This window comes from Stenotrophomonas sp. 21LCFQ19, from assembly GCF_056861425.1.
The window spans coordinates 383,502-406,401 of the sequence record NZ_JBSPUF010000002.1; the positions used below are offsets into that span (position 1 = coordinate 383,502).

Below are 22,900 nucleotides of genomic sequence, written 5' to 3' on the forward strand. Positions count from 1 at the left end.
TTGTCGTCGAGGACTCCATGCGCCCATCCCTGCTGACCGCCCTGCTGCTGGCATGCGTGCCATTTGCCGCCAGCGCCTCCTGCGCCGACGGCGTGGTTTTCCTCGACAGCAACGGCAATGGCCAGCAGGACGTAGGCGAGAAGCCGCTGGCGGGCATCCGCGTCTCCGACGGCGAGCACATCGTCAGCACCGGCAAGGATGGCCGCTACCGGCTGCCCGCCTCCAACCAGCCCAATATCTTCATCATCAAGCCGGCCGGTTACAGCGCGCTCAAGCGCGGCGATGGCCTGCCGGACATCTGGCGGCCACAGGTGGGCGAGGGCGACCAGCTGTGCCGGCCGTTCGCGCTGAAGCTGGAGAAGAACCCACCGAGCAGTTTCCAGGCGCTGTTGCTGGCTGACAGCCAGACCAGCACCGAGTTGGATGTCGGCTACTTCGAGCGTGACATCATTGAACCGCTGCGCGGCAAGCATCAGGCGCGCCTGGGCATGACCCTTGGTGATATCACCAATGACGACCCCAGCCTCTACCCCGCGTTGACCAAGGCGGTCACCTCGCTGGGAGTGCCGTGGCTGCACGTGCCAGGTAACCATGACATGGACGTTGGCGCGAGTAGCGATGCTGATTCGCTGGTCAGCTTCCATCGCCAGCTCGGCCCGGATACCTACGCCTGGGAAGAGGCCTCGATGGTGTTCATCGGCATGGATGACATCATCGCCCAGCCCGGGCAGAAGCCTGCTTATGTCGGCGGTCTGCGCGAGGATCAGTTCGCCTTCCTTGAGGCTTACCTGCCGACCATCCCGAAAGACAAGCTGGTGGTGCTGGGCTTCCATATCCCGCTGTTCGACCACGTTTACCGTGCGGAAGATCGCGCCCGTCTGTTCAAGCTGCTGGAACAGGTGCCGCATCCGCTGATCGTCAGCGGTCATACCCACAACCAGAGTCAGGTGTTCTGGGGAGCCGCGCAGGGGTGGAACGGTGCCAAGCCGCTGCACGAATACAATGTTGGCGCGGCCTGTGGGGCGTTCTGGTCCGGAGTGAAGGACGCGCAGGGCATTCCCGACACCACCATGGCCGACGGTACGCCCAATGGTTACGGCCTGCTCAATGTGCGGCCGCAAGGCCAGTACAGCGTCGAGTACCGGGTTGCCCGCGCGCCTGCGGACCAGCAGATCGCTCTGCATGCACCGAAGGTACTGCGGCAGGGCGCGTACCCGGCCTGGGGCATCTACGCCAATGTCTTCATGGGCTATGAAGGCCTGCCGGTGGAGTTCCGTGTCGATGGCGGTGAATGGCAGCCGATGAAGCAGGTCAAGCAGGCCGACCCGCGCTTGCTGGTGGAGAACATCGCCGACGATCTGGCCAGTGAGCTGCGTGGCTACGACCGTTCGCCGGAGGCCGTGCCATCCAGTCATCTGTGGCGTGCTGCATTGCCGACCAAGCTCAGTGAAGGTGAGCATGCGGTGGAAGTGCGGACTACATTGAATGGCGTGGAGTACCGCAGCCAGGCCAGCTACCGGCTGCAAACCGCACAGCCCTGACAACAGGGCTGTTGTGGGAGCGGCGTCAGCCGCGAAGCAGACAATGCTTCGTGGCCAGGACTTTTCGTGATCTGAAAATCTACGAGCTTCGCGGTTCACACCGCTCCCACAAGCGGTAGCAGTTCGCTGGATAGCGGGCCGGCTGGTGTTTGTAGGAGCGGCGTTAGCCGCGAAGCCGGGGACGGGTCTGGATCAGGTGTTTTGTAATCCGAGAATCTACGAGCTTCGCGGTTCACACCGCTCCCACAAGCGGTAGCAGTTCGCCGGATAGCGGGCCGGCTGGTGTTTGTAGGAGCGGCGTTAGCCGCGATGCCGGGGACGGGTCTGGATCAGGTGTTTTGTAATCTGAGAATCTACGAGCTTCGCGGTTCACACCGCTCCCACAAGCGGTAGCAGTTCGCCGGATAGCGGGCCGGCTGGTGTTTGTAGGAGCGGCGTGAGCCGCGAAGCCGGGGACGCGTCTGGTTCGGGTATTTTGTAATCTGACAATCTACGAGCTTCGCGGCTGACGCCGCTCCTACAACAAAGCAGGGTGCACGCACGTCATGCGTTGGAAGACAGCAGTAGTCAAACCCACGATTCTCGGCATGGCATTGGCTACGGCCGGCTGCGGTTTTCCGCTGCCCGGCAGCCAATTCCATGTAGAGCCAATGGATCCCGCGCGCAAGCTGATCGGGCAGGTGCAAGGTCAGGGTGCGAGCAGCCCGCTGCTTGGCAGTGAGGTATTGGTCGAGGGCATCGTGGTGCGCAACCTGATGGGCGACAGCGACGACATCGGTCAGGAGCTCAAGGAAACCCTGGGCGAAGGTGATCGTGGCACGCCCACCATCGGTTGGTTCCTGCAGGACGAGGGTGATGGCAATCCGGCTACATCCGATGGGGTGTTCGTGCTGGATCAGGGCTACGACACCGCGATCAACATGCCGGCCGAGGCAGAGTTCACCATGCGCATGGGCTCGCGGCTTCGCACCGGTGATCGGGTGGCCGTACGCGGCACTGTGGTGGAGCTGCCACAGCAGCAGGTGGTTGATCAGCCACGCAGTACCGGTCATCGGATTTCGCGTGGCGATGCGGGCGGGACGGTTACCGCCATCGCAGCGATGTCGCTGACGCTTGTCGGGTCAGACGAGCGCGCTACGGCAATCGTGCCTGTCCCCGCAGCAGGCAGTTGGGACGAGGAGTCCCGCGAAGGCATGCGCCTTTAAAGCAACGAACGTCGGGGGTCGCAGATGAGCAGCACGCTGCAAAAGGCGACCAGGGCGAGCCGGTGATCAGATCACAGATACAAAAAGCCTCTCCGTTTCCGGGGAGGCTCTCAGCGATCACGCCTGAAGCATCAAGCTTCCGGTTTGGCGTCACGCAGCTCGCGGCGCAGGATCTTGCCGACGTTGGTCTTGGGCAGTTCCTTGCGGAACTCGACGATGCGCGGATGCTTGTAACCGGTCAGGTTGGCGCGGGCGAATTCCTTCACCTGCTCCTCGGTGAGGTTGGGGTCCTTCTTGACGATGACCACCTTCACCACCTCACCCGACTTCTCGTTGGGCGCACCCACGGCCGCCACTTCCAGGATGCCCGGCATCATTGCCAGCACGTCTTCGATTTCATTCGGGTAGACGTTGAAGCCGGACACCAGGATCATGTCCTTCTTGCGGTCGACGATATAGAAGAAGCCGTTCTCGTCCATGCGTGCCATGTCGCCGGTATGCAACCAGCCATCGGCGTCCATGACCTTGTCGGTCTCGTCCTGGCGATGCCAGTAGCCCTTCATCACCTGCGGGCCGCGGATGCACAGTTCGCCCACTTCGCCCAATGCCACCATCTGGCCATCGTCGTTCTTGACGCAGGCTTCGGTGGACGGGATCGGCAGGCCGATGGCACCGTTGTATTCCTTCAGGTCCAGCGGGTTGATGCAGGCAGCCGGTGAGGTTTCAGTCAGGCCGTAGGCTTCCACCAGGGTGACGCCGGTGACCTTCTTCCACTTGTCAGCCACGGCGCGCTGCACGGCCATGCCGCCGCCGAGCGCAACCTTGAGGTTGGAGAAGTCGACGTCGTCGAAGCCTTCGGTATTGAGCAGGCCGTTGAACAAGGTGTTGACGCCGGTGATGGCGGTGAAACGGTTGTTCTTCAGCTCCTTGACGAAGCCCTTCATGTCACGCGGGTTGGTGATCAGGTAGTTCAGGCCGCCGAGCTTCATGAAGACCAGACCGTTCGCCGTCAACGCGAAGATGTGGTACAGCGGCAGCGCGGTGATGATCACTTCCTCGCCCGGCTTGACGCCCGAGGCGCTGATCCAGGCCGAGGCCTGCTGCATGTTGGCGATCAGGTTGCGGTGGGTCAGCATCGCGCCCTTGGCCACGCCGGTGGTGCCGCCGGTGTATTGCAGGAAGGCGATGTCCTCGTGGTCCACCTCGACCACCGGCATGCTGTGGCGCTTGCCCAGCTTCAGCGCATCCTTGAAGCGGATGGCCTTGGGCAGGTCGTAATCCGGCACCATCTTCTTCACGTACTTCAGCACGAAGTTGACGATGGCGCCCTTGGGGAAGCCGAGCATATCGCCCAGGCCGGTGGTGATGACCTGCTTGACCGGCGTATCGGCGATGACCTGCTGCACGGTCTCGCCGAAGTTGTCGACCACCAGCAGCACGGAGACGCCGGCATCGACCAGCTGGTGCTTGAGTTCGCGTGCGGTATACAGCGGGTTGACGTTCACCACGGTCAGGCCGGCGCGCAGGATGCCGAAAATGGCGATCGGGTACTGCAGGCAGTTGGGCATCATGACCGCAACGCGATCGCCCTTCTTCAGCTGCAGCTCGCCCAGCAGGTAGGCGGCGAACTGGGTGACCAGGACGTCCGCTTCGCCATAGGTCAGGACCTTGCCGAAGTTGGAGTAGGCCGGGCGATCACGGAACTTGGCGACCGAGGCATTGAAGACATCGGCGACGGAGTGGAATTCGTTGACGTCGATTTCAGCCGGCACACCAGCCGGGTAGCTCTGCAGCCAAGGACGTTCTTGCGTCATCTTCCCCTCCAGGAAATGGAATGATCTAGTGGTCAGGCCCGATCATCGGGCACCGGCGTTATTGTTGCCAGCATACCGTTCCGAATTGAAAAGGCGAAGGGATAGATGATGCGATCAGTCTTCAACTGCATGCTTTGTGCGGTGATCATGCTTTTGCTGGCCGCTTGCGGCCGCGAACCACCGGAACAGCGTCTGCGCGAAAGTTTTGCTGCGATGCAAAAAAGCGTGGAGGCCGGCAAGCCCGGTGGCTTCATGGAGGGGGTGTCCGAAGACTTCGTGGGCAACGAGGGGCTGGACCGCGCCGGGATGGAGCGTCTGCTGCGTGGGCAGTTGTTGCTCAATGCCAAGGTGGGTGTGCAGACCGGGCCGTTGCGGGTGGAGATGGGCGAGGGTGGTACTGCGACGGTGCGCTTCACCGTGCTGCTGACCGGCGGCAACCAAGGGCTGCTGCCCGAGCGTGGGCAGATGCAGGAAGTGGTCACTGGGTGGCGCGAGCAGGATGGGGAGTGGCAGGTGTATAGCGCGGATTGGGCGCCGGTGGGTGGGGAAGGGTGAGCTGCTGTCTTGGTAGGTGGTTGAAGGCTTTGGAGCTTTGGAGCGCAACAGCCCCCCTCCCCAGCCCTCCCCTTGGCTGCGCCAAAGGGAGGGAGACAAGCGGGGCTGCTCTTGCCCCCTCCCTTTGGCGCAGCCAAGGGGAGGGCTGGGGAGGGGGGCTCTTGCTTCTCGCCGCAAAAATGCAACAAAAAAGAACGCCCCAACAGGGGCGTTCTTCCAACTCAACATTCAACGACGCAGATCAAGCAACCTTCTTCGCCGCCAGCTGCCGCAACACGTACTGCAGCAAGCCACCATTACGGAAGTACTCCACTTCCTTCGGCGTCAGCAGCAGCACCTTGGCGGTGAAGCTCTTCCTGCTGCCATCGGCCCTGGTCGCGGTAACCGTTGCAGTCTTGGCCTTGCCATCGTCCAGCCCGGTCACATCAAACACCTCCGAACCATCCAGGCCCAAGGTCTGCGCGTTCTCGCCGTCATGGAACTGCAGCGGCAGCACGCCCATGCCGACCAGGTTGGAGCGGTGGATGCGCTCGAAGCTCTCGGCGATCACCGCCTTGACGCCGAGCAGGTTGGTGCCCTTGGCCGCCCAGTCGCGTGAGGAGCCGGTGCCGTATTCCTTGCCAGCCAGCACTACCAATGGCACGCCATCGGCCTTGTACTTCATTGCTGCGTCGTAGATCGCCAGCTTCTCGCCGGTGTTGCTGCCCGGGGCGTAGTACAGCGTGTTGCCGCCTTCTTCGCCGCCGAACATCAGGTTCTTGATGCGGATGTTGGCGAAGGTGCCGCGCACCATCACATCATCATTGCCGCGGCGGCTGCCGTAACTGTTGAAGTCGGCCGGCTGCACGCCACGCGACTGCAGGAAGCGACCGGCGGGTGAATCCTTCTTGATGTTGCCGGCCGGGGAGATGTGGTCGGTGGTGATGGAGTCACCAAACAGCCCCATCACCCGTGCGCCATGGACGTCGCTGATGCTGCCGACCTGCATGGTCATGCCGTCGAAGTAGGGCGGGTTCTTGATATAGGTCGAATCACCATTCCATTCGTAGGCCTGGCCTTCCGGCGATTCGATCTGCGCCCAGCGGGTGTCGCCCTTGAACACATCAGCGTAGTTCTGCTTGAACATCTCCGGGCCGACGGTGGCGGCGATGGTGTCGCCGATTTCCTTGTTGCTGGGCCAGATGTCGCGCAGGTAGACGTCCTGGCCATCGCTGCCTTTGCCCAGCGGCTCCTTGCTCAGGTCGATGCGGACCGTGCCGGCGATCGCATAGGCGACCACCAACGGCGGCGAGGCCAGGTAGTTGGCCTTCACTTCCGGATGCACGCGGCCTTCGAAGTTGCGGTTGCCCGACAGCACCGAGGCCACCACGAGGTCACCGGCGGCAATGCCGGCGCTGACTTCGGTGGGCAGCGGGCCGGAGTTGCCGATGCAGGTGGTGCAGCCGTAGCCGACCACGAAGAAGCCGAGCTTCTCCAGGTCCGGCAGGACGTCGGCTTTTTCCAGATAGTCGGTGACGACGCGGGAGCCCGGTCCAAGCGAGGTCTTGACCCACGGCTTGGCCTTGAGCCCCAGCCGTGCCGCATTGCGCGCGAGCAGGCCGGCACCCAGCATCACCGCCGGGTTGGACGTGTTGGTGCACGAAGTGATAGCAGCGATGACCACCGCACCATCCTTCAGGCGCATGGGCTGCTCGTTGATCACGATGTCGGCATGGCCCTTGGCCAGTTGCTCATTGCCCACCGCAGCACCGCCGCCTTCGTTGATGAAGTCGGCGACATCGCCATTGCGTTGCTCGCGGTGACTGGTCAGGCCCTTCAGTGCTTCGCTGAAGTTGCTGTGCACGTCTTCAAGCAGTACGCGGTCCTGCGGGCGCTTGGGGCCGGCCATCGACGGCTTGACCTCGGCCATGTCCAGTTCCAGCGTGGCGCTGTACTGCGCATGCGGGCTGTTGGCGTCGTGCCACAGGCCCTGGGCCTTTGCATAGGCTTCGACCAGATTGATCTGTGCATCGCTGCGGCCGGACAGGCGCAGGTAGTTCAGCGACTCGGCATCGATCGGGAAGATGCCGCAGGTGGCGCCGTATTCCGGGGCCATGTTGGCGATGGTGGCGCGGTCGGCCAACGGCAGGTGCTGCAGGCCCTCGCCATAGAATTCGACGAACTTGCCAACAACGCCGAGCTTGCGCAGCATCTGGGTGACGGTCAGCACCAGATCGGTGGCGGTGGTACCTTCGGGCAACTTGCCGGTCAGCTTGAAGCCGACGACCTGCGGGATCAGCATGGATGAAGGCTGGCCCAGCATCGCGGCCTCGGCCTCAATGCCGCCCACGCCCCAGCCGAGCACGCCGATGCCGTTGATCATGGTGGTGTGCGAGTCCGTGCCGAACACGGTGTCAGGGAAGGCCCAGTTGGCACCGTCGATCTGCCGTTCCATCACCACGCGGGCGAGATTTTCCAGGTTCACCTGGTGGACGATGCCGGTGTTTGGCGGCACCACCTTGAAGTTCTCGAAGGCCTTCTGGCCCCAGCGCAGGAAGCTGTAGCGTTCCTGGTTGCGCTGGAACTCGATCTTGCCGTTGAGGTCCAGCGCGTCAGGGCGCCCGAACACGTCGACCTGCACGGAATGGTCGATGACCAGTTCGGAGGGAATCAGCGGGTTGATCTGCTCGGCCTTGCCGCCAAGCTTGGTGACGGCGTCACGCATGGCGGCCAGGTCGACCACGCAGGGCACGCCGGTGAAGTCCTGCAGCACGACGCGCGCCGGCATGAAGGCGATTTCGGTGTCCGGCTCGGCCTTGGGGTTCCAGCGAGCAACCGCCTCGATGTGGTCCGGGCCGACGGTCTGGCCGTCGTCCTCGTGCCGGAGCAGGTTCTCCAGCAGGATCTTCATCGAGTAGGGAAGGTGGGAGATGTCGAACTTCTGGCCGAGCTTGGGAAGACTGCAGTAGGTGTACTGCTGGCCGCCAACCTCCAGTTGGCTACGGGTGGAGAATGTATCGCTCATACAGCTGACTCCTCTTGGTACAGATGGCTTGCGGTGGCGCCGGGGCGCTGCGCGGGCTTTTCAGAGCCATGGGCCCTGTCAGGTGAATACTGGTCCGAGTATGGACGAAGCATCCGTTGTCGGGCGCATGGGTGCTGGCCACAGTTTAGGCAACGGCGTGTTGCGCGCATGTAACGGAGCGCGGCGACTGTAGTGGGGGGGCGCGGCCGGGGGGCGCGGTGGCGCGGACCCCCCCCCCCCCCCCCCCCCCCCCCCCCCCCCCCCCACTACAGGTGAAGCTCAGCCGACCGTGGGGCGGCTTCCTGGGGTTTGGCTGGGGTATGCCGGCCGAAGTATGTATAATTCGTACATACTTCATTGGAGGTCCCATGGAAGCCACCGTAGCTGAACGCGGGCAGATCACCCTGCCCAAGGCCGTACGCGACGCTTTGGGCCTGACCAAGGGCACCCAGCTCAAGGTCGAGCTGGAGGGCAGCCGCATCATCCTGCGCAAGAGCGTGGATGACGCCATTTCCCGCGCCCGCGGCAAGTTCGCCCTCGACGGGTTCGAGTCGGCCGAACAGGCCGTGCGTACCGTCCGTGACGAGGCCGGCGAGGCATGATGATCGCCGTTGATTCCCCGGTCCTGATCGAGCTGCTCAGCGACGGCCCACGTGCCGACGCGGTGGAGGCCTGCCTGCGGCAGGCGCTGGTCGGTGGCCGGGTGGTCCTCTGCGGTACCACCTTGGCCGAGATCTGCGCATCACTGCGCGGCGGCGCCGAGGTGCAGGGCGCTCTGGAAGAAATGGGCGTCCATTTCAATCCGCTGGAAGCCAAATCCGCGTTGCGTGCCGGCGAGATGCATCGCCGCCACCGGCAGCGCAGCGGCGATACACGCCGCATCGACGATTTCATGGTGGGTGCGCATGCACTGCTGCAGTGCGATGGCCTGATCACCTGGAACGACACGTTTTATCGCGACTACTTCAAGGGCCTGAAGCTGATCGTGCCGCAAGCCTGAGAGCCCATCCATTCTTTAACCGTTACACCCGGGAGTTGTCATGTTGGAAGCCTACCGCCACCACGTAGCCGAGCGCGCCGCGCTTGGCATCCCGCCGTTGCCGCTGACTGCACAGCAGACGGCCGACGTCATCGAGCTGCTCAAGAACCCGCCGGCTGGCGAAGCCGAGTTCCTGCTCGACCTGATCACCAACCGCGTGCCGGCCGGTGTCGATGACGCCGCCAAGGTCAAGGCCTCGTACCTGGCCGCGATTGCCTTCGGCAGCGAGAAGAACGCACTGATCGGCCGTGCGCGCGCCACCGAACTGCTTGGCACCATGCTCGGCGGTTACAACGTCGCGCCGCTGATCCAGCTGCTGGACGACGCCGAAGTCGGCGCCATCGCTGCTGAAGGCCTGAAGCACACCTTGCTGGTGTTCGACGCATTCCACGACGTGCAGGAAAAGGTCAAGGCCGGCAACGCCAATGCACAGGGCGTGCTGCAGAGCTGGGCCGACGCTGAGTGGTTCACCAGCAAGCCGGAAGTGCCGCAGAGCCTGACCATCACCGTGTTCAAGGTGCCGGGCGAAACCAATACCGACGACCTGTCGCCGGCTCCGGATGCCACCACCCGCCCGGACATCCCGATGCACGCCCTGGCGATGCTGAAGAACAAGCGTCCCGATGCGCCGTTCGTGCCGGAAGAAGACGGCAAGCGCGGCCCGATCCAGGAAATCCTGTCGCTGAAGGACAAGGGTCATCTGGTTGCCTATGTCGGCGACGTGGTCGGCACCGGCTCCAGCCGCAAGTCCGCCACCAACTCGGTGCTGTGGTTCACCGGTGAAGACATTCCCTTCATTCCGAACAAGCGCTTCGGCGGCGTGTGCCTGGGTTCGAAGATCGCGCCGATCTTCTACAACACCATGGAAGACGCCGGCGCACTGCCGATCGAGCTGGACGTGTCGAAGATGGAGCACGGCGATGTCGTCGAGCTGCGTCCTTACGACGGTAAGGCACTGAAGAACGGCGAAGTGATCGCTGAGTTCCAGGTCAAGAGCGACGTGCTGTTCGACGAAGTGCGCGCCGGTGGCCGCATTCCGCTGATCATCGGCCGTGGCCTGACCGCCAAGGCGCGTGAAGCGCTGGGTCTGCCGGTCACCGACCTGTTCCGCCTGCCGGTGCAGCCGGCCGACACCGGCAAGGGTTACTCGCTGGCACAGAAGATGGTTGGTCGCGCCTGTGGCCTGCCGGAAGGCAAGGGCATGCGCCCTGGCACCTACTGCGAACCGAAGATGACCTCGGTGGGCTCGCAGGACACCACCGGTCCGATGACCCGTGACGAGCTGAAGGACCTGGCTTGCCTGGGCTTCTCGGCCGACCTGGTGATGCAGTCGTTCTGCCATACCGCTGCCTACCCGAAGCCGGTGGACGTCAAGACCCACCACACCCTGCCGGAGTTCATCTCCACCCGTGGCGGCGTCTCGCTGCGTCCGGGCGATGGTGTGATCCACAGCTGGCTCAACCGCATGCTGCTGCCGGACACCGTCGGCACCGGTGGTGACTCGCACACCCGTTTCCCGGTCGGCATCTCGTTCCCGGCCGGTTCGGGCCTGGTCGCCTTCGCCGCTGCCACCGGCGTCATGCCGCTGGACATGCCGGAGTCGGTGCTGGTGCGCTTCAAGGGCAAGATGCAGCCGGGCGTGACCCTGCGTGACCTGGTCAACGCGATTCCGCTGTACGCGATCAAGTCCGGTCTGCTGACCGTGGCCAAGGCTGGCAAGAAGAACATCTTCTCCGGTCGCATCCTGGAAATCGAAGGTCTGCCGGACCTGAAGGTCGAGCAGGCGTTCGAACTGTCCGATGCCTCGGCTGAGCGTTCGGCCGCTGGTTGCTCGGTGCACCTGAACAAGGAGCCGATCATCGAGTACCTGACCAGCAACATCACCCTGCTGAAGTGGATGATTGCCGAGGGTTACCAGGACGCACGTTCGCTGGCCCGCCGCATCGAGAAGATGGAAGCATGGCTGGCCAACCCGGAACTGCTGCAGGGTGATGCCGACGCCGAGTATGCCGCCGTCATCGAAATCGACCTGGCCGACATCCATGAGCCGATCGTGGCCTGCCCGAACGACCCGGACGACGTGAAGACCCTGTCCGAAGTTGCCGGTGCCAAGATCGACGAAGTGTTCATCGGTTCGTGCATGACCAACATCGGTCACTTCCGTGCCGCCGCCAAGCTGCTGGAAGGCAAGCGCGACATCCCGACCCGTCTGTGGGTTGCACCGCCGACCAAGATGGATGCCTCCGAGCTGACCAAGGAAGGCGTGTACGGCACCTTCGGTTCCGCCGGCGCGCGCATGGAAATGCCGGGTTGCTCGCTGTGCATGGGCAACCAGGCACAGATCCGCGAAGGCTCCACCGCGATGTCGACCTCGACCCGTAACTTCCCGAACCGCCTGGGCCGCAACACCAACGTGTACCTGGGTTCGGCCGAGCTGGCCGCGATCTGCTCGCGTCTGGGTCGCATCCCGACCAAGGAAGAGTACATGGCCGACGTTGGCGTGCTGGATGCAGCTGGCAGCGAGATCTACCGCTACATGAACTTCGACCAGATCAGCGATTACAAGGACGTTGCCGATTCGGTCAACGCCTGAGTTGTTGTTGGGCAGTAAAGGTTGAACGAAGAACCCCGGCGTAAGCCGGGGTTTTTTGTTGCCGAAGAACACCAGTAACTGTTGTTGTTTTTGTGGGGGCGGCGTCAGCCGTGAAGCCGATGCACCAGCAGATTGCAAAGTGTGCGGTTCTTTGTTGCCCCAGCATCGCGGCTGACGCCGCTCTCACAAACAGAACTTGCAGCCTTGTAGGAGCGGCGTAAGCCGCGAAGCTGATGGATTGGCAGGTTGCGGGGTGCACGGTTCTTCGTTGCCCCCAGCTTCGCGGCTGACGCCGCTCCTACAAACGCAGAAAACCCTGCGTGGCCCGGGGAAGCACAGCGCGGCTGGGAGGTACCGTTCTTGGCGGAAAGTACCTGGGGAGCCCCAGTCGCGCTGTGCTTGCCGGGACCACGCAAGGTGGTGCCTGCCTGCGGCGATTACCGCTCGCGGAATGCTTCGCGTGCCTTCAGTACTGGCTTGAGCAGGTACTCCAGTACAGTCTTCTCGCCGGTGCGAATCTCCATCGAGGCGATCATGCCTGGGATGATGGGTAGCTCCTTCCCGCCAGCCTCCAGTGCGCTCTTGTCGGTAAGCACGGTCACCCGGTAGTAGGTGCTATCCGGGCGGCCGGCTGCGCCTTTCTCTTCGTCTTTCAAGGTGTCTGGGCTGATCAGCTCGACGGTTCCGCTCAGGCCGCCATAGATGCCGTAGTCATAGGCGGTGATCTTCACGGTTGCCGGCAAACCAGGTCGCAGGAAGGCCACATCGGATGGACGGATCTTGCCTTCCACCAACAGCTGATCCTCAAGCGGAACAATCTCCAGAATATGCTCGCCCGGTTGGATCACACCTCCAACGGTGTTGACCCGCACGTTCTTCACCGTACCGCGTACCGGTGCGGTAATGGTTGTGCGCTCAACCACATCGGCGCGGCCAACCAGGTTCTCGCTGGTCTGCGAGAGTTCCATCTCAAGCTTGACCAATTCGGAGTTGGCGTCCGAACGATAGCGATTGCGGCGTTCAACGATCTGCGAACGGATATCGTTGGCCTGCCTGCGCATGCGCAACAGTTCCACATCCGATAGCAGACCCTTGGCTGCCAGCGGTTGGGCGAGGCCGATCTCGCGCATCGACAGGGCGTAGCTCTGCTCAAGCGAGGCGACACCTTCTTCCAACGCGCGGCGACGGGCGTTGAATGCACGGGTTTCGCTGGCGACTTCTTCTTCGAATTCGCTGACCTGTGCATCGAATACCAATGGCTCGCCATAAGCTTCGGCGCGCAGGCGGGCGATGGTGGCCTTCAGTGAGATGACCTTGCTCAGGGCTTCGCGGTAGCTTGCGTTGGCACGGGTTGGATCGATCTTAAGCAATACCTGGCCGCGCTCGACCACGTCGCCTTCCTGCGCGGACATGTCTGCGAGGATGCCGCCTTCCAAGCTCTGGATGATCTGTTCACGACTCCTGGAGACTATCTTGGCTTCACCCTTGGTGATCTCCTCCACGCGGGCGAAATGTGCCCAGGTGATGCCGACAAGCAGAACCAACAGCACCAGGTAGGTGACGATGCGCGAGCCCGGCGTGGTCTGGGCGAGCAGGGATTCGGCGACATCGTCCATGAACGCCGCATCGTCAGCGCTGATAGATCCAGTGTGTTTGCTGGGTTTCCTCCAGTGCAGCATCACCGCACCTCCTGTTGCTGAGGTTTTCCATGACGGACACGTGCCGGCGCAGGCCGGATCGAGGGCGCAGTGCCAACTGATGTCGTGGGTTTTCCCGCGCCCGGAACGGTAGCGCCGCACGTTGCAGGAGAACCAGTAGCGGTGGTCGCAGTTGCTGGTGCAGCGCCCGGCGTGCGTACTCCGCTATTGGTGTTGGTGCCGAGCGCAGCGAGAACATTGGCCTTCGGTCCATCGGCAACAACGCAACCGTTTTCCATCACGATCACCCGTTCTACCAGGCTGAGCAAGGAAGGTCGGTGGGTAACCACCACCAGTGTTTGGCCTTCGGTTGCACGATGCAGGTGTTCGAGGAACTGGGCCTCGGTCTGGGTGTCCATTGCACTGGTCGGCTCATCCATCAGCAACAGGCGCGGACGGGCGAGTAGGGTCCTGGCCAATGAAATCAGCTGGCGCTGTCCGCCGGATACGCCATCGCCATTCTCTCCTATGGGGAGGTTGACGCCGCGCGGATGTGAAGCGGCAAACCGATCGAGGCCAGTCAAGCGCAATACACGCACGAACTCATCCAGGCTGGAATCCGGACAGCCCAGCATCACGTTTTCGCGCAAAGTACCGTGGAACAAACGTGCTTCCTGGCTGACGAAGCCGACCGCCTTGCGCCAATCGGCCGGGTCAATCTGTTCGACATCCAGGCCGTCAGTGAATATCTGCCCTTCGGTCGGCGAGTACAGGCGCGACATCACCCGCAACAAGGTCGACTTGCCACTGCCTATGCGGCCTAGGATGGCAATGCGCTCACCGGGTGTAATGGAAAGATTGATATCGGTGAGTACCGGGGGGTTGGGCTGCATGGGTGGAGCGGGATAGGAGAAGCCAATCTTCTTCAGTGCGATTTGTCCACTCAGATTTGGCATCGGCAGATAGTCCCTGGCCGGGTCGCGATCCAGCGGCATCTCCATCAGCTTGTTCAACGATTCCAGCGCGGCCTTTGCCTGCTGGAAGCGCACGGCCAGGCCGATCACCTGCCCAAGCGGTGCTGTTGCACGGCCGGCCAGCATGACGGTGCCGATCAGCGCTCCCATGCTGAGCGTACCAGCGGTGATCAGATAGACCCCGGTGATGACCAGTGCCACGGTCTGCAACTGCTGCAGCAGGGTGACAGTGCCCGTTGCGATGCTGGACAGGCGCCTGGACTTCATTGAGGTGGCCGACTGCAGGGCACTGAAGTGCTGCCAACGCCGCTGCATGTTGGCAGTACCGCCCGTGGACTTGAGCGTTTCCATGCCTTCAATGGATTCGATAAGCACACCCTGCTTGAGCGAAGACTCACGCAGGTTCTCCTTCATCACTCTGGCCAGCGGCCACTGGATGCTCAACGAAATGATGATGATCAGCGGCAGGATCATCAGCGGTATCCAGCCCAGTGGGCCACCAATGGCAAAAATGACGCCGACGAACATCAGCACGAATGGTAGGTCCGAGATCGCAGCCAGGGTTGCCGAGGTGGCGAAGTCGCGTACCGATTCGAATTCGCGCAGTTGGTTGGCGAAGCTGCCGGACGAAGCCGGCTTATGCTCCATCTTCACTGACAAAGCCTGGCGGAACAGCAAGGCGCCGAGCACCAGGTCTGCCTTCTTTGCGGCCACATCCAACAGGTGCGCACGTACAAATCGGATGACGGCCTCGAATACCATGGCGATGATTACGCCGATGCCCAGTGACCACAGCGTGACGAAGGCTTGGTTGGGCACAACACGGTCATAGACGTTCATGGTGAAGAAAATGCTGGCCAACGCCAGCACGTTCGCAAGTACCGCGGCGATGGCGGCGCTACGGTAATAGCGACGGTAGCGCCACAAGGTACTGAACAGCCAGTGTCCCTTGGTCGCCGGCAGCGCGTCGCCGGCACGATTGTCCACATGCGCGCGGGGCTTTACCAAGATGGCGTGGCCGGCATAGATCGCGTGCAGGTCGTCATGCGGTAGATCAATGGGCTCCGCGGAGACTTCTGGAAGAATGACCGTGTAGTGCAGCTGGCGCTTGTTCTCCTCGTCGTCTACCTCCCTGCGGTCCAGCAAAACACAGCCGCCTTGCTGCTTGCGCAGAAGGATGATCGGCATCACCTGTAAAGGCAGCTGTGCCAGAGGACGCTTCACCACGCCACCGGTCAGGCCGGCGTTGCTCAATGCCTGCAATGCCAGTGAGGACGACAGCGTGCCGTTCCACGGCAAGCCGGCGACCAACGCGGCAGGGCTGCGGCTCACGCCGTAGTGATCACACATCCAGGAAACACTCTGCAGCAATGTGTCTTCGGTGCTTGCCTGGTCTTGTGTCGCCGCTGCTGCTTTGTCAGCCGCTGCGCTTGTATTGGTCATGGCAGATCCAGAGTGGTGGCATCTGCGATGGCAGATGCTAGCTATCCACGAGTGCGATCAAATTCCGCGCTCGACAAGGAGCGGAAGTCTGGGGTTGATCAGGTTGTTGGCGAATAGGAACGGTCCCAAATGCGCGCTGCCAGTTTGGCGCCAGGTGCGGGTCCGATTTCCAGTTCTTGCAGAGCGCAGAAATGCCCGTGCTGTTGCGTTGGATTTCAGCTCAGTGCTGGAAGTCGAACTCGCGTGAAGTTTGCCGGCGGGCTGGAGTGCAGCAACGGGCGTAACGGACTTTCGCGCGGAAGCCAATGATGGACGTCGGTCAGCGCATGTTGATGTTTATCGTCACAACGGTTGATGTAGTGCGCGCAGCTGTTCTTGATTCGATCTTCAGGACTATCCCTATATGGGGGCTTGGTCTTGAAGCCTATTGTCGTGGCGCACTGTGCGAACTGCCGATGACGCAATCGGTAGCTGTTCCGAAGCTGCTTCATCAGTGATCGTTCGAAGTGATGGCTACGTTTGATGGGAGCATCAGTGTTCTGGTTTCGCGACCGAAACTGATGATCTGTCAGTTCGGCGAGAAAGCTGCGGATATCTCGGTCGGTCTCCAGTATCCAGGAGCCATTAGTGAAACTTTTCGTGGTCAACAATAATGGGTGAGCGAACATGACGGCGATGATATCGGTGATTGGTGGTGGGTCTGTGATCAGCTCGCAGCGGTTCGTAACTGGTGCGATTGGAAATTCTGCGCGTATCAAAGCAGTCGAAGGTGCCCGCTATGTACTGGAGAGCCAGACCTGGCCAAGCGCGGCTGAGATCAATGTCACTCGAATTGGCGATAGCCTGGCCCTGCAGCACAAAGCGGATGGTTCTGCACCTGCGTCCTTTGTAATCGAAGACTTCTATGCGTGTCTGGGGCAACTGCAGGGTCTTGGTGTCGATGGCAGGTATGCGGACTATCAAGCCATCACCGCGAATGGTCACGTCACTGTCGCGGACATGGGCGATGGTGCAACCTCAATGATTTCTCTCGGCGTCGCGAGCTCCGAAGTCACCTTGACCACCTTTGAGAACACAGGCGGTAGCGACGCGGCGATTGGCAGTGCGATGCCGGCAGTGCCTGCAATGGTTGCGGGATTTTTACTTGGAACAGCTGAGAATGTTGCTGCTGACGACCAGGTCGAGATTTCGCTGGGGGCGAACAATCGAGCAGTGGAAGAAGTTTCCGCTGCTTCATATGGTTGCCGCCAAGAGCCCGCCGTTGGCGGATCGATGGCGTCGGACGATGTGATTGCTCTCGACAATCCTGCCGCTGCGGCTGCTGGTCCGGTTGCAAATCCAGCCGCAAGCGCTGAACTGACTTCAATGCGATGGATCCGGGCCGAGTTCAATGCACAGACCAATGGTTCCGCTGCAGGTTTTTCTACCGACGATACCCCGGCCATCGACGCCATTCTGGATGGTGAGGGTGCGATTCAGGGAGTGATTGAGAAGGGTGGTTACACCGATGACGGCAGGCCAACTATCGTGGGCAAGGCTGATCCGGGCGTGGTGGTATACATCTACCGAGGTGTGGAGCTGATTGGTGAGGCGGTCTCGAATGCAAGTGGTGAATGGGCGTTCAGGCCAAATCTGCCATTTTTCGATGGTCGCCATGTGCTCAGCATCATTCACGAGTACCCGGATGGTGACGTCAGTGATTTCTCGGATCCATATGTGATATTCGTGGATCGGACAGCTCCCGAAGCGCCGGTTGTTGTTGCCATGCACGATGACCAGGGCCGCATCACCGGCAGCATCATCGACGGCATGATCACTGACGATGATCGTCCAACCATCGTCGGAAGTGCTGAAGCCCATGTCACGGTGATCGTCTATGACAAAGGCAGGGAGATCGGTCGCACGGTGGTTGATGCCGACGGAAAGTGGAGTTTTACGCCAGATTCCGGTTTGGCCGATGGCCTGCATATTCTGAGCTATGCCGCGGTTGATCGCGCGGGAAATGCGAGCGAGCGCACGGGCTTGTCCGAGTTCGTTGTGGATACCCGCCCTGAGAAGGTCAACATCTACTATGCAGAAGATGACGTAGGTGGTGTGATTGACGAGGTATTCAGTGGTGGCACAACCGACGACAGTCGGCCCACTCTGTTCGGCACGGCCACGGCAGGGGGGATCGTCAACATCTACGAAGGCAGTGTACTGCTGGGGCAGGCCGAAACCGATGTCGATGGAACATGGCAGTTCACTCCGGATGATCCATTGAGTGAAGGCCTGCACGGCTTCCATGCAACCGTCACCCTGGTTGCCAAGGGGGAAAGCGAGCGCAGCAGACCATTCAACTTGACAGTGGATGTGACTGCACCCGAAAAGCCGAGCATCGAACAGGTGATGGACGACGTCGGTATGCTGCAGGGCAGGCTGGAGAATGGTGCAATCACCGATGACAACATGCCGACCTTGCTCGGCAAGGCTGAAGCCAGCAGCATGGTACATATCCATAGCAATGGCGTGCGTCTGGGAAGCGTGGTTGTCGACGCCAGTGGAAGATGGATGTACACGCCGGATGCAGCGCTTGTTGATGGCAAGCATGTACTCAGCGTTGCTGCCGAAGACGCGGCAGGCAATCTGAGCGAATTTTCGGAGGTCTTCGAGATCGTTGTCGGAACCGTAGCCGGCGCGACGCCGACCATTGATCGTGTCTACGATGATACTGGTAGCAAGACCGGAAGCCTGGCGATGGGGGAGGTAACCGATGATTCCCGCCCAGATATCAGCGGCACGGCGGAAGCCGGCAGCACTGTCATCATCAGGGATTTCGGAAACGAGATTGGTCGCGTTCTGGCGGGTGCAGATGGCGTTTGGATGTTTACACCGCAATTGAACCTCGCAGAGGGCGCACACGGGCTTACTGCGGAGTCGATGGGTGTTGCGGGCAACCTCAGCGTGCCATCAGATCGATTCGACTTCGTAGTCGCACAGAGTGGCGATGACAATCCGCGCGTACTGGTCCCTGCGGAGACGAACTTCAACATGATTGTGGTGGTCGATGATTCGTCAAGTATGGCAGGGGCGCCAATACGGTCCGTGCAGGCAGCTTTGAGACGGCTGGCTGCAGAGTGCCTTGATTCAGACGGAGGGCAGACAGTTACGTTGACGTTGTTGAGCATGAACAACAACACGCCGGTTACGTACACCTTCAGTAGCGAAGATGATGCTGACTACGTGAGGTACCTCGCGGCGGTGAGCTCGTTCTACGCCAATGGTGGTACGAGCTACGACAAGACAGTTCAAGCTGCAGCGAACAGCATCAAAGCGCAGTATTTAGCGGGCGATGGACCGAACCAGGTGTTCATTCTCGGTGATGCCGGAAACAAGCTGTCGCAGGTGGTCGCAGAGAATTGGCAGGCAATGCTGTTGAATCCGACGGGTGGTGCAGTTTTGGGAACGCCCATCGTATCCAGCCCGATCTGCGTGACTCCATTCTATCCGGGGCATGAATACTCATTTCATTGGTTGGCCACAGGAGGAAAGGCCATCGATGTGCCTTCGCCAGAAATGGTGCCGGACATGTTGCTTGGTTCGGTGATCGGCGACAGCATCTCCGGAAATCTACTCGACAACGATGTCAAGCTGACGCGGGATGGCAATGAGTACTTGACCCAGATCACCTTCGACGGGGGGATGTTCCACATTGCGCCGAACAACTCGCTGGTGATGACGAACGTCCGTGCAGAAGTGAAAGGTGTCTATGAGCCGGAAACCGGCCTGCTCAGTATCACCACCGAGAGTGGAACCCTGCAGGTCCATATGTATGGGATCAGCGTCCACCATGCAGGCGACTACACGTACAGATCCAGGTTCGTTCAGCTCTACCATGGCGAAAGCCCAAAGAACGAGACCTTTGGTTACATGGCACTGGACACCACGGGTGCCTCGCAATCGGCCAACCTGCACATCGTTCTGGAGCCGTCAGATGCTCGCAATCTGCTGAACATAGACACGTTTGCCAAGGACACAGGACTGCAGGGAGATTTCCTGACCGCCGATGGAACTGCAGGGCGGGAGGTATCGGGAACTCTCTCCCAGCACCTGGCGAGTGGCCTCAAGGTGCAGGTCTCAGTGGATGACGGAAAGACCTGGTTGGACGCAGTGACGCATGGCAAAAACTGGGTCTTCCTTGACATGTCCCGCCATTCCAGTAGCTGGAAGATTCAGGTGCGCGTTAGTGATGGCGTGACCCATGGTACCCCGGTGCTGGCACAGGATGTGACATTGATCGAAGCTCCTGCAGCACCAGTCATCACCCGTATTCCCGAAGCAGAGAACATTTATACGTCGGTTTCGGCGAAGGATGGCTCGGAGATGACTGTGTCGCTGACCGCCACCGGTGCCAAGGCGGGCGACAACGTGCATATCCAGTGGGGAACCAGTACGTACGATCAGGTGCTGACACCGTTGAACATCAGCAATGGCTACGTCATCCTGAATATTCCTGCGGCAGTTACGTACTCCACGGCGAGCTACAACTACGACTTCGAGGTAACCGCGCGGATCATCAGTCAGGACGGTGCCATCGGCGCGCCGTCGGCACCGTACAGCGTAGTTGGAACATATACGCGCGCTCTACTGAGTGACGCGTTGCAGCTTGCGCCAGTGGATGATGTTTACGCTGGCAATGGCTTCATCATAACGACGACCGGTAGCTTGACGAAGACGGCTGCCACAATCAGCAGCCTGGCTGGCTTGACTTTGATTGATCCCGTACAGGCAAACGCAACGTTTACACTGAGCAAGCCCGCGGATCAGATTGTGCTGCGGCTGAGCGGCGCTGAGAACGCCCTGGGCGTCCAGATTCGCGTGTTTGACGTCGACGGAAACATTCTTCACCAGCAGGCCGTCTTTGGCGATGCCACCGCGAGACATGTTGCAATCTTCAACTGGAGCAAGAGCGGCTTGGCGGATATCGGTTCGTTCACCGTGGTCGCAATGAGCGCAAGCGTGACCTTGGATTCCTTCAGTCAGTATGTGGCGACACATGCTGCGGATGAGCGCGACCGCAATCTGATCGATATCCTGACAGAGACATTTTATGGTTCAGGAGCGGATGACATCGTGTCCATGTCGCAGTACGCGCAAACATACTTTGGACAGGCTGCTGCGGCTGTTCATGGCGGTGCTGGGACGGACACCTTGAAGCTTCTGGGTACCAATCATGTGCTGGACCTGACGGCGGCGGGTGCCAAGATCAGTTCAGTCGAGGTCATTGATCTGACGGGTTCAGGAAATAATGTTCTGACGCTGAATCTTTCGGACGTTCTACGCAATGGTGGCACGGACATCTTCCATGCTGGCGATGCGGCTCGCGTGCAGATGATGGTCAAGGGTAATCCGGGTGACAGGGTAAATCTAAGCGATCTTCTCGTCGGTGGTGTCGATCATGGTGATTGGATGAAGGGTGCCGCTATTGTGATCGATGGGGTCATATACGAAGCTTTCCAGCACTCATCCCTGGCTGCGGAATTGCTGGTGCAGCAGGGCGTGAGCGTATCGGTGAGCAACTCGACGGCCGTGGGGGCTGGCGCGTTCTCTGTTGCCGCGGTAGCCGTAGGCGTATCGGATGTTCTGGTGACGGCAGACGAAGAGTTATTCGCATCGTCGATGTCGCCGTGCGAAAGGAACGTGACTGTGGTAAATGATTTTTATCCAAATCCTGGATATGGGTCCGCGTTGGATACGCAGGATTACCAGCTGGAAGCCTGCTGATGGAGTGCGGCAGCGGCAGTTCATGGCCGCTGCCAGTTGCTGAGAATGACGCCAGCTACAGAGTTCGTGTGGTAGCAAGCGCTGTAACGGCGGGGGCGGCGTCGCCAACAGCACGCGGTGCAGGGCGCGATGCTCCCAGTGATGTGGGCACCACTGGGTATGGAGGCTGAGCTCCGCAGGAGCGGCAACCTTTATTGGCGCTAGTGGCTGATTGCAGTCCGCGGGCCGTTGCTTGAGTCCCTTCTGACTTGCACAGGCCAAGCGGGCATCGCCTTGGCGGTAGGATCACTTTCGTTGATTGCATGCTTCGGCGCACCGGGGGATGTGTCCGCGCTGTTCGAGCCGTGCCCGCGGATTCGTTTCGCGCCTACCGGCTGAGGCCGAACTTGCTTGATACGTGGCAATTAACCGAGGGAAGGGTTGCTTGCAGCATCGCCTGCCTTGGTGCGGGATGTAGAGCACCTGATCAGGCCCCTGTTGACCGCGGGCGCACCGGCTAGGCTTTCGGAGATGGATTCAATCATCGCGTTGAGACTTTGCGCGGTTGGCTGCTGGACTGTCTTCCACCGTCCACAGCGCCCGCTTCGGGGGGGCTGATAAGCCGCAGATTTGGGTATCACAAGGTATCTGTAGCGCTGCCGAGCACGGCGCACTCGAGGTGACATTCTGCTCAATATGCTCTTCCAGCGCGAACAATCCCGAGTGCGTTGTGCTTACGTTGGCTACGAGCAGGAGATAGCTGCACTTCGACACAGTGCCACGTTGGGATTTCGCGACCATCAGCTGCGTTTTCTATTCTTATCAAGTTTGAAACTAATTGCAATTCATGAGTGTCATTTTAAGTGCCGCGCATCCCATGTAATGAATCTGTTTGCCAGCGGTGGGGATGGGGGATCTGCGCACTTGTCTGTTCCGGTATTAAGTGTGAAACCGATGGTGACTCATATCAGGGCAGGTATGTCGAATGGCAATTGACGCCGCGGCCGCTGATTAGGTTGCTTGAAGCGTCGGACTGTTTTTTTCTCAGTGATGGATCGAGTTCGATGCCGTGCAGTTGGTGCGACGAAGTGGCGATCTGGAATATCTCAAGGTGTTGTATTTGATAGAAATTATGGTGGGCTGGATGGCTTCGAAGCCCGCGTGTGACGATGATGTGCTGATTGCATGCATGCGTGGGGTTGTTGTTGAAAGCGGTTTGGATGATAGAAACTTTTGCTGTGGTTGCGTATTTCATATTTGAAACCTGAAGAGAAAATACAGCTCTCATTTTCTTTGTATGGCGAGGTTTGGGACCTGTCCTATTCAAGGCTGGAATTGCGACGGCAATAATTT

13 protein-coding genes are annotated in these 22,900 nt (G+C 60.5%); 8 read left to right on the forward strand and 5 right to left on the reverse strand.

All coding sequences use genetic code 11. The features are described 5' to 3' along the window. The first annotated feature begins 17 nt into the window (after positions 1–17). Positions 18–1,541: a calcineurin-like phosphoesterase C-terminal domain-containing protein gene (locus AC13FW_RS03950; RefSeq protein ID WP_482988245.1), complete on the forward strand. Its 1,524-nt coding sequence runs from the start codon at positions 18–20 to the stop codon at positions 1,539–1,541. Between the two features lie 545 nt (positions 1,542–2,086). Continuing rightward, positions 2,087–2,746 carry a single stranded DNA-binding domain-containing protein gene (locus AC13FW_RS03955; RefSeq protein WP_482988246.1) on the forward strand — a complete coding sequence of 220 codons (660 nt, stop codon included), beginning with the start codon at positions 2,087–2,089 and terminating at the stop codon, positions 2,744–2,746. A gap of 131 nt (positions 2,747–2,877) precedes the next feature. On the opposite strand, the gene AC13FW_RS03960 is transcribed toward AC13FW_RS03955, so the two are convergent. Then, positions 2,878–4,560 carry a long-chain fatty acid--CoA ligase gene (locus tag AC13FW_RS03960; RefSeq protein ID WP_482988247.1) on the reverse strand — a complete coding sequence of 561 codons (1,683 nt, stop codon included), beginning with the start codon at positions 4,558–4,560 and terminating at the stop codon, positions 2,878–2,880. Positions 4,561–4,665: 105 nt separating this feature from the next. Between AC13FW_RS03960 and AC13FW_RS03965 the strand changes: the two genes are divergently transcribed. Next, the gene (locus AC13FW_RS03965; protein WP_482988248.1) at positions 4,666–5,115 is read left to right on the forward strand and encodes a nuclear transport factor 2 family protein; all 450 of its coding nucleotides are present in this window, start codon (positions 4,666–4,668) and stop codon (positions 5,113–5,115) included. Positions 5,116–5,356: 241 nt separating this feature from the next. On the opposite strand, the gene acnA is transcribed toward AC13FW_RS03965, so the two are convergent. Beyond that, on the reverse strand, positions 5,357–8,119 hold the full coding sequence (gene acnA / locus AC13FW_RS03970) for an aconitate hydratase AcnA (RefSeq protein WP_482988249.1): 2,763 nt from the start codon (positions 8,117–8,119) through the stop codon (positions 5,357–5,359). A gap of 368 nt (positions 8,120–8,487) precedes the next feature. Between acnA and AC13FW_RS03975 the strand changes: the two genes are divergently transcribed. Genes AC13FW_RS03975 through acnB form a run of 3 tightly spaced genes read left to right on the forward strand, consistent with a single transcriptional unit; the run spans position 8,488 to position 11,751 of the window. After that, the gene (locus tag AC13FW_RS03975) at positions 8,488–8,721 is read left to right on the forward strand and encodes an AbrB/MazE/SpoVT family DNA-binding domain-containing protein (protein ID WP_282271410.1); all 234 of its coding nucleotides are present in this window, start codon (positions 8,488–8,490) and stop codon (positions 8,719–8,721) included. Further along, positions 8,721–9,119 carry a type II toxin-antitoxin system VapC family toxin gene (locus AC13FW_RS03980; protein WP_282271408.1) on the forward strand — a complete coding sequence of 133 codons (399 nt, stop codon included), beginning with the start codon at positions 8,721–8,723 and terminating at the stop codon, positions 9,117–9,119. Before AC13FW_RS03975 ends, AC13FW_RS03980 begins: the two co-directional genes overlap by 1 nt. A 40-nt stretch (positions 9,120–9,159) precedes the next feature. Continuing rightward, positions 9,160–11,751, forward strand: coding sequence for a bifunctional aconitate hydratase 2/2-methylisocitrate dehydratase (gene acnB / locus AC13FW_RS03985; protein ID WP_482988250.1), 2,592 nt, complete (start codon positions 9,160–9,162; stop codon positions 11,749–11,751). A 437-nt stretch (positions 11,752–12,188) separates the two neighbouring features. On the opposite strand, the gene AC13FW_RS03990 is transcribed toward acnB, so the two are convergent. Together AC13FW_RS03990 and AC13FW_RS03995 are read right to left on the reverse strand one after the other, a co-directional pair. Beyond that, positions 12,189–13,367, reverse strand: coding sequence for an HlyD family type I secretion periplasmic adaptor subunit (locus AC13FW_RS03990; RefSeq protein WP_482988251.1), 1,179 nt, complete (start codon positions 13,365–13,367; stop codon positions 12,189–12,191). Between the two features lie 62 nt (positions 13,368–13,429). Then, on the reverse strand, positions 13,430–15,805 hold the full coding sequence (locus AC13FW_RS03995) for a type I secretion system permease/ATPase (RefSeq protein WP_482988252.1): 2,376 nt from the start codon (positions 15,803–15,805) through the stop codon (positions 13,430–13,432). 308 nt (positions 15,806–16,113) lie between these two features. On the opposite strand from AC13FW_RS03995, the gene AC13FW_RS04000 reads away from it, so the two are divergent. Next, positions 16,114–16,302 carry a hypothetical protein gene (locus AC13FW_RS04000; protein WP_482988253.1) on the forward strand — a complete coding sequence of 63 codons (189 nt, stop codon included), beginning with the start codon at positions 16,114–16,116 and terminating at the stop codon, positions 16,300–16,302. A gap of 169 nt (positions 16,303–16,471) precedes the next feature. Beyond that, the gene (locus AC13FW_RS04005) at positions 16,472–21,568 is read left to right on the forward strand and encodes an Ig-like domain-containing protein (protein ID WP_482988254.1); all 5,097 of its coding nucleotides are present in this window, start codon (positions 16,472–16,474) and stop codon (positions 21,566–21,568) included. Positions 21,569–22,514: 946 nt separating this feature from the next. Here AC13FW_RS04005 and AC13FW_RS04010 read toward each other — a convergent pair. Next, positions 22,515–22,802, reverse strand: a complete 288-nt coding sequence (locus tag AC13FW_RS04010) for a hypothetical protein (protein ID WP_482988255.1) — start codon at positions 22,800–22,802, stop codon at positions 22,515–22,517. Positions 22,803–22,900: the final 98 nt, after the last annotated feature.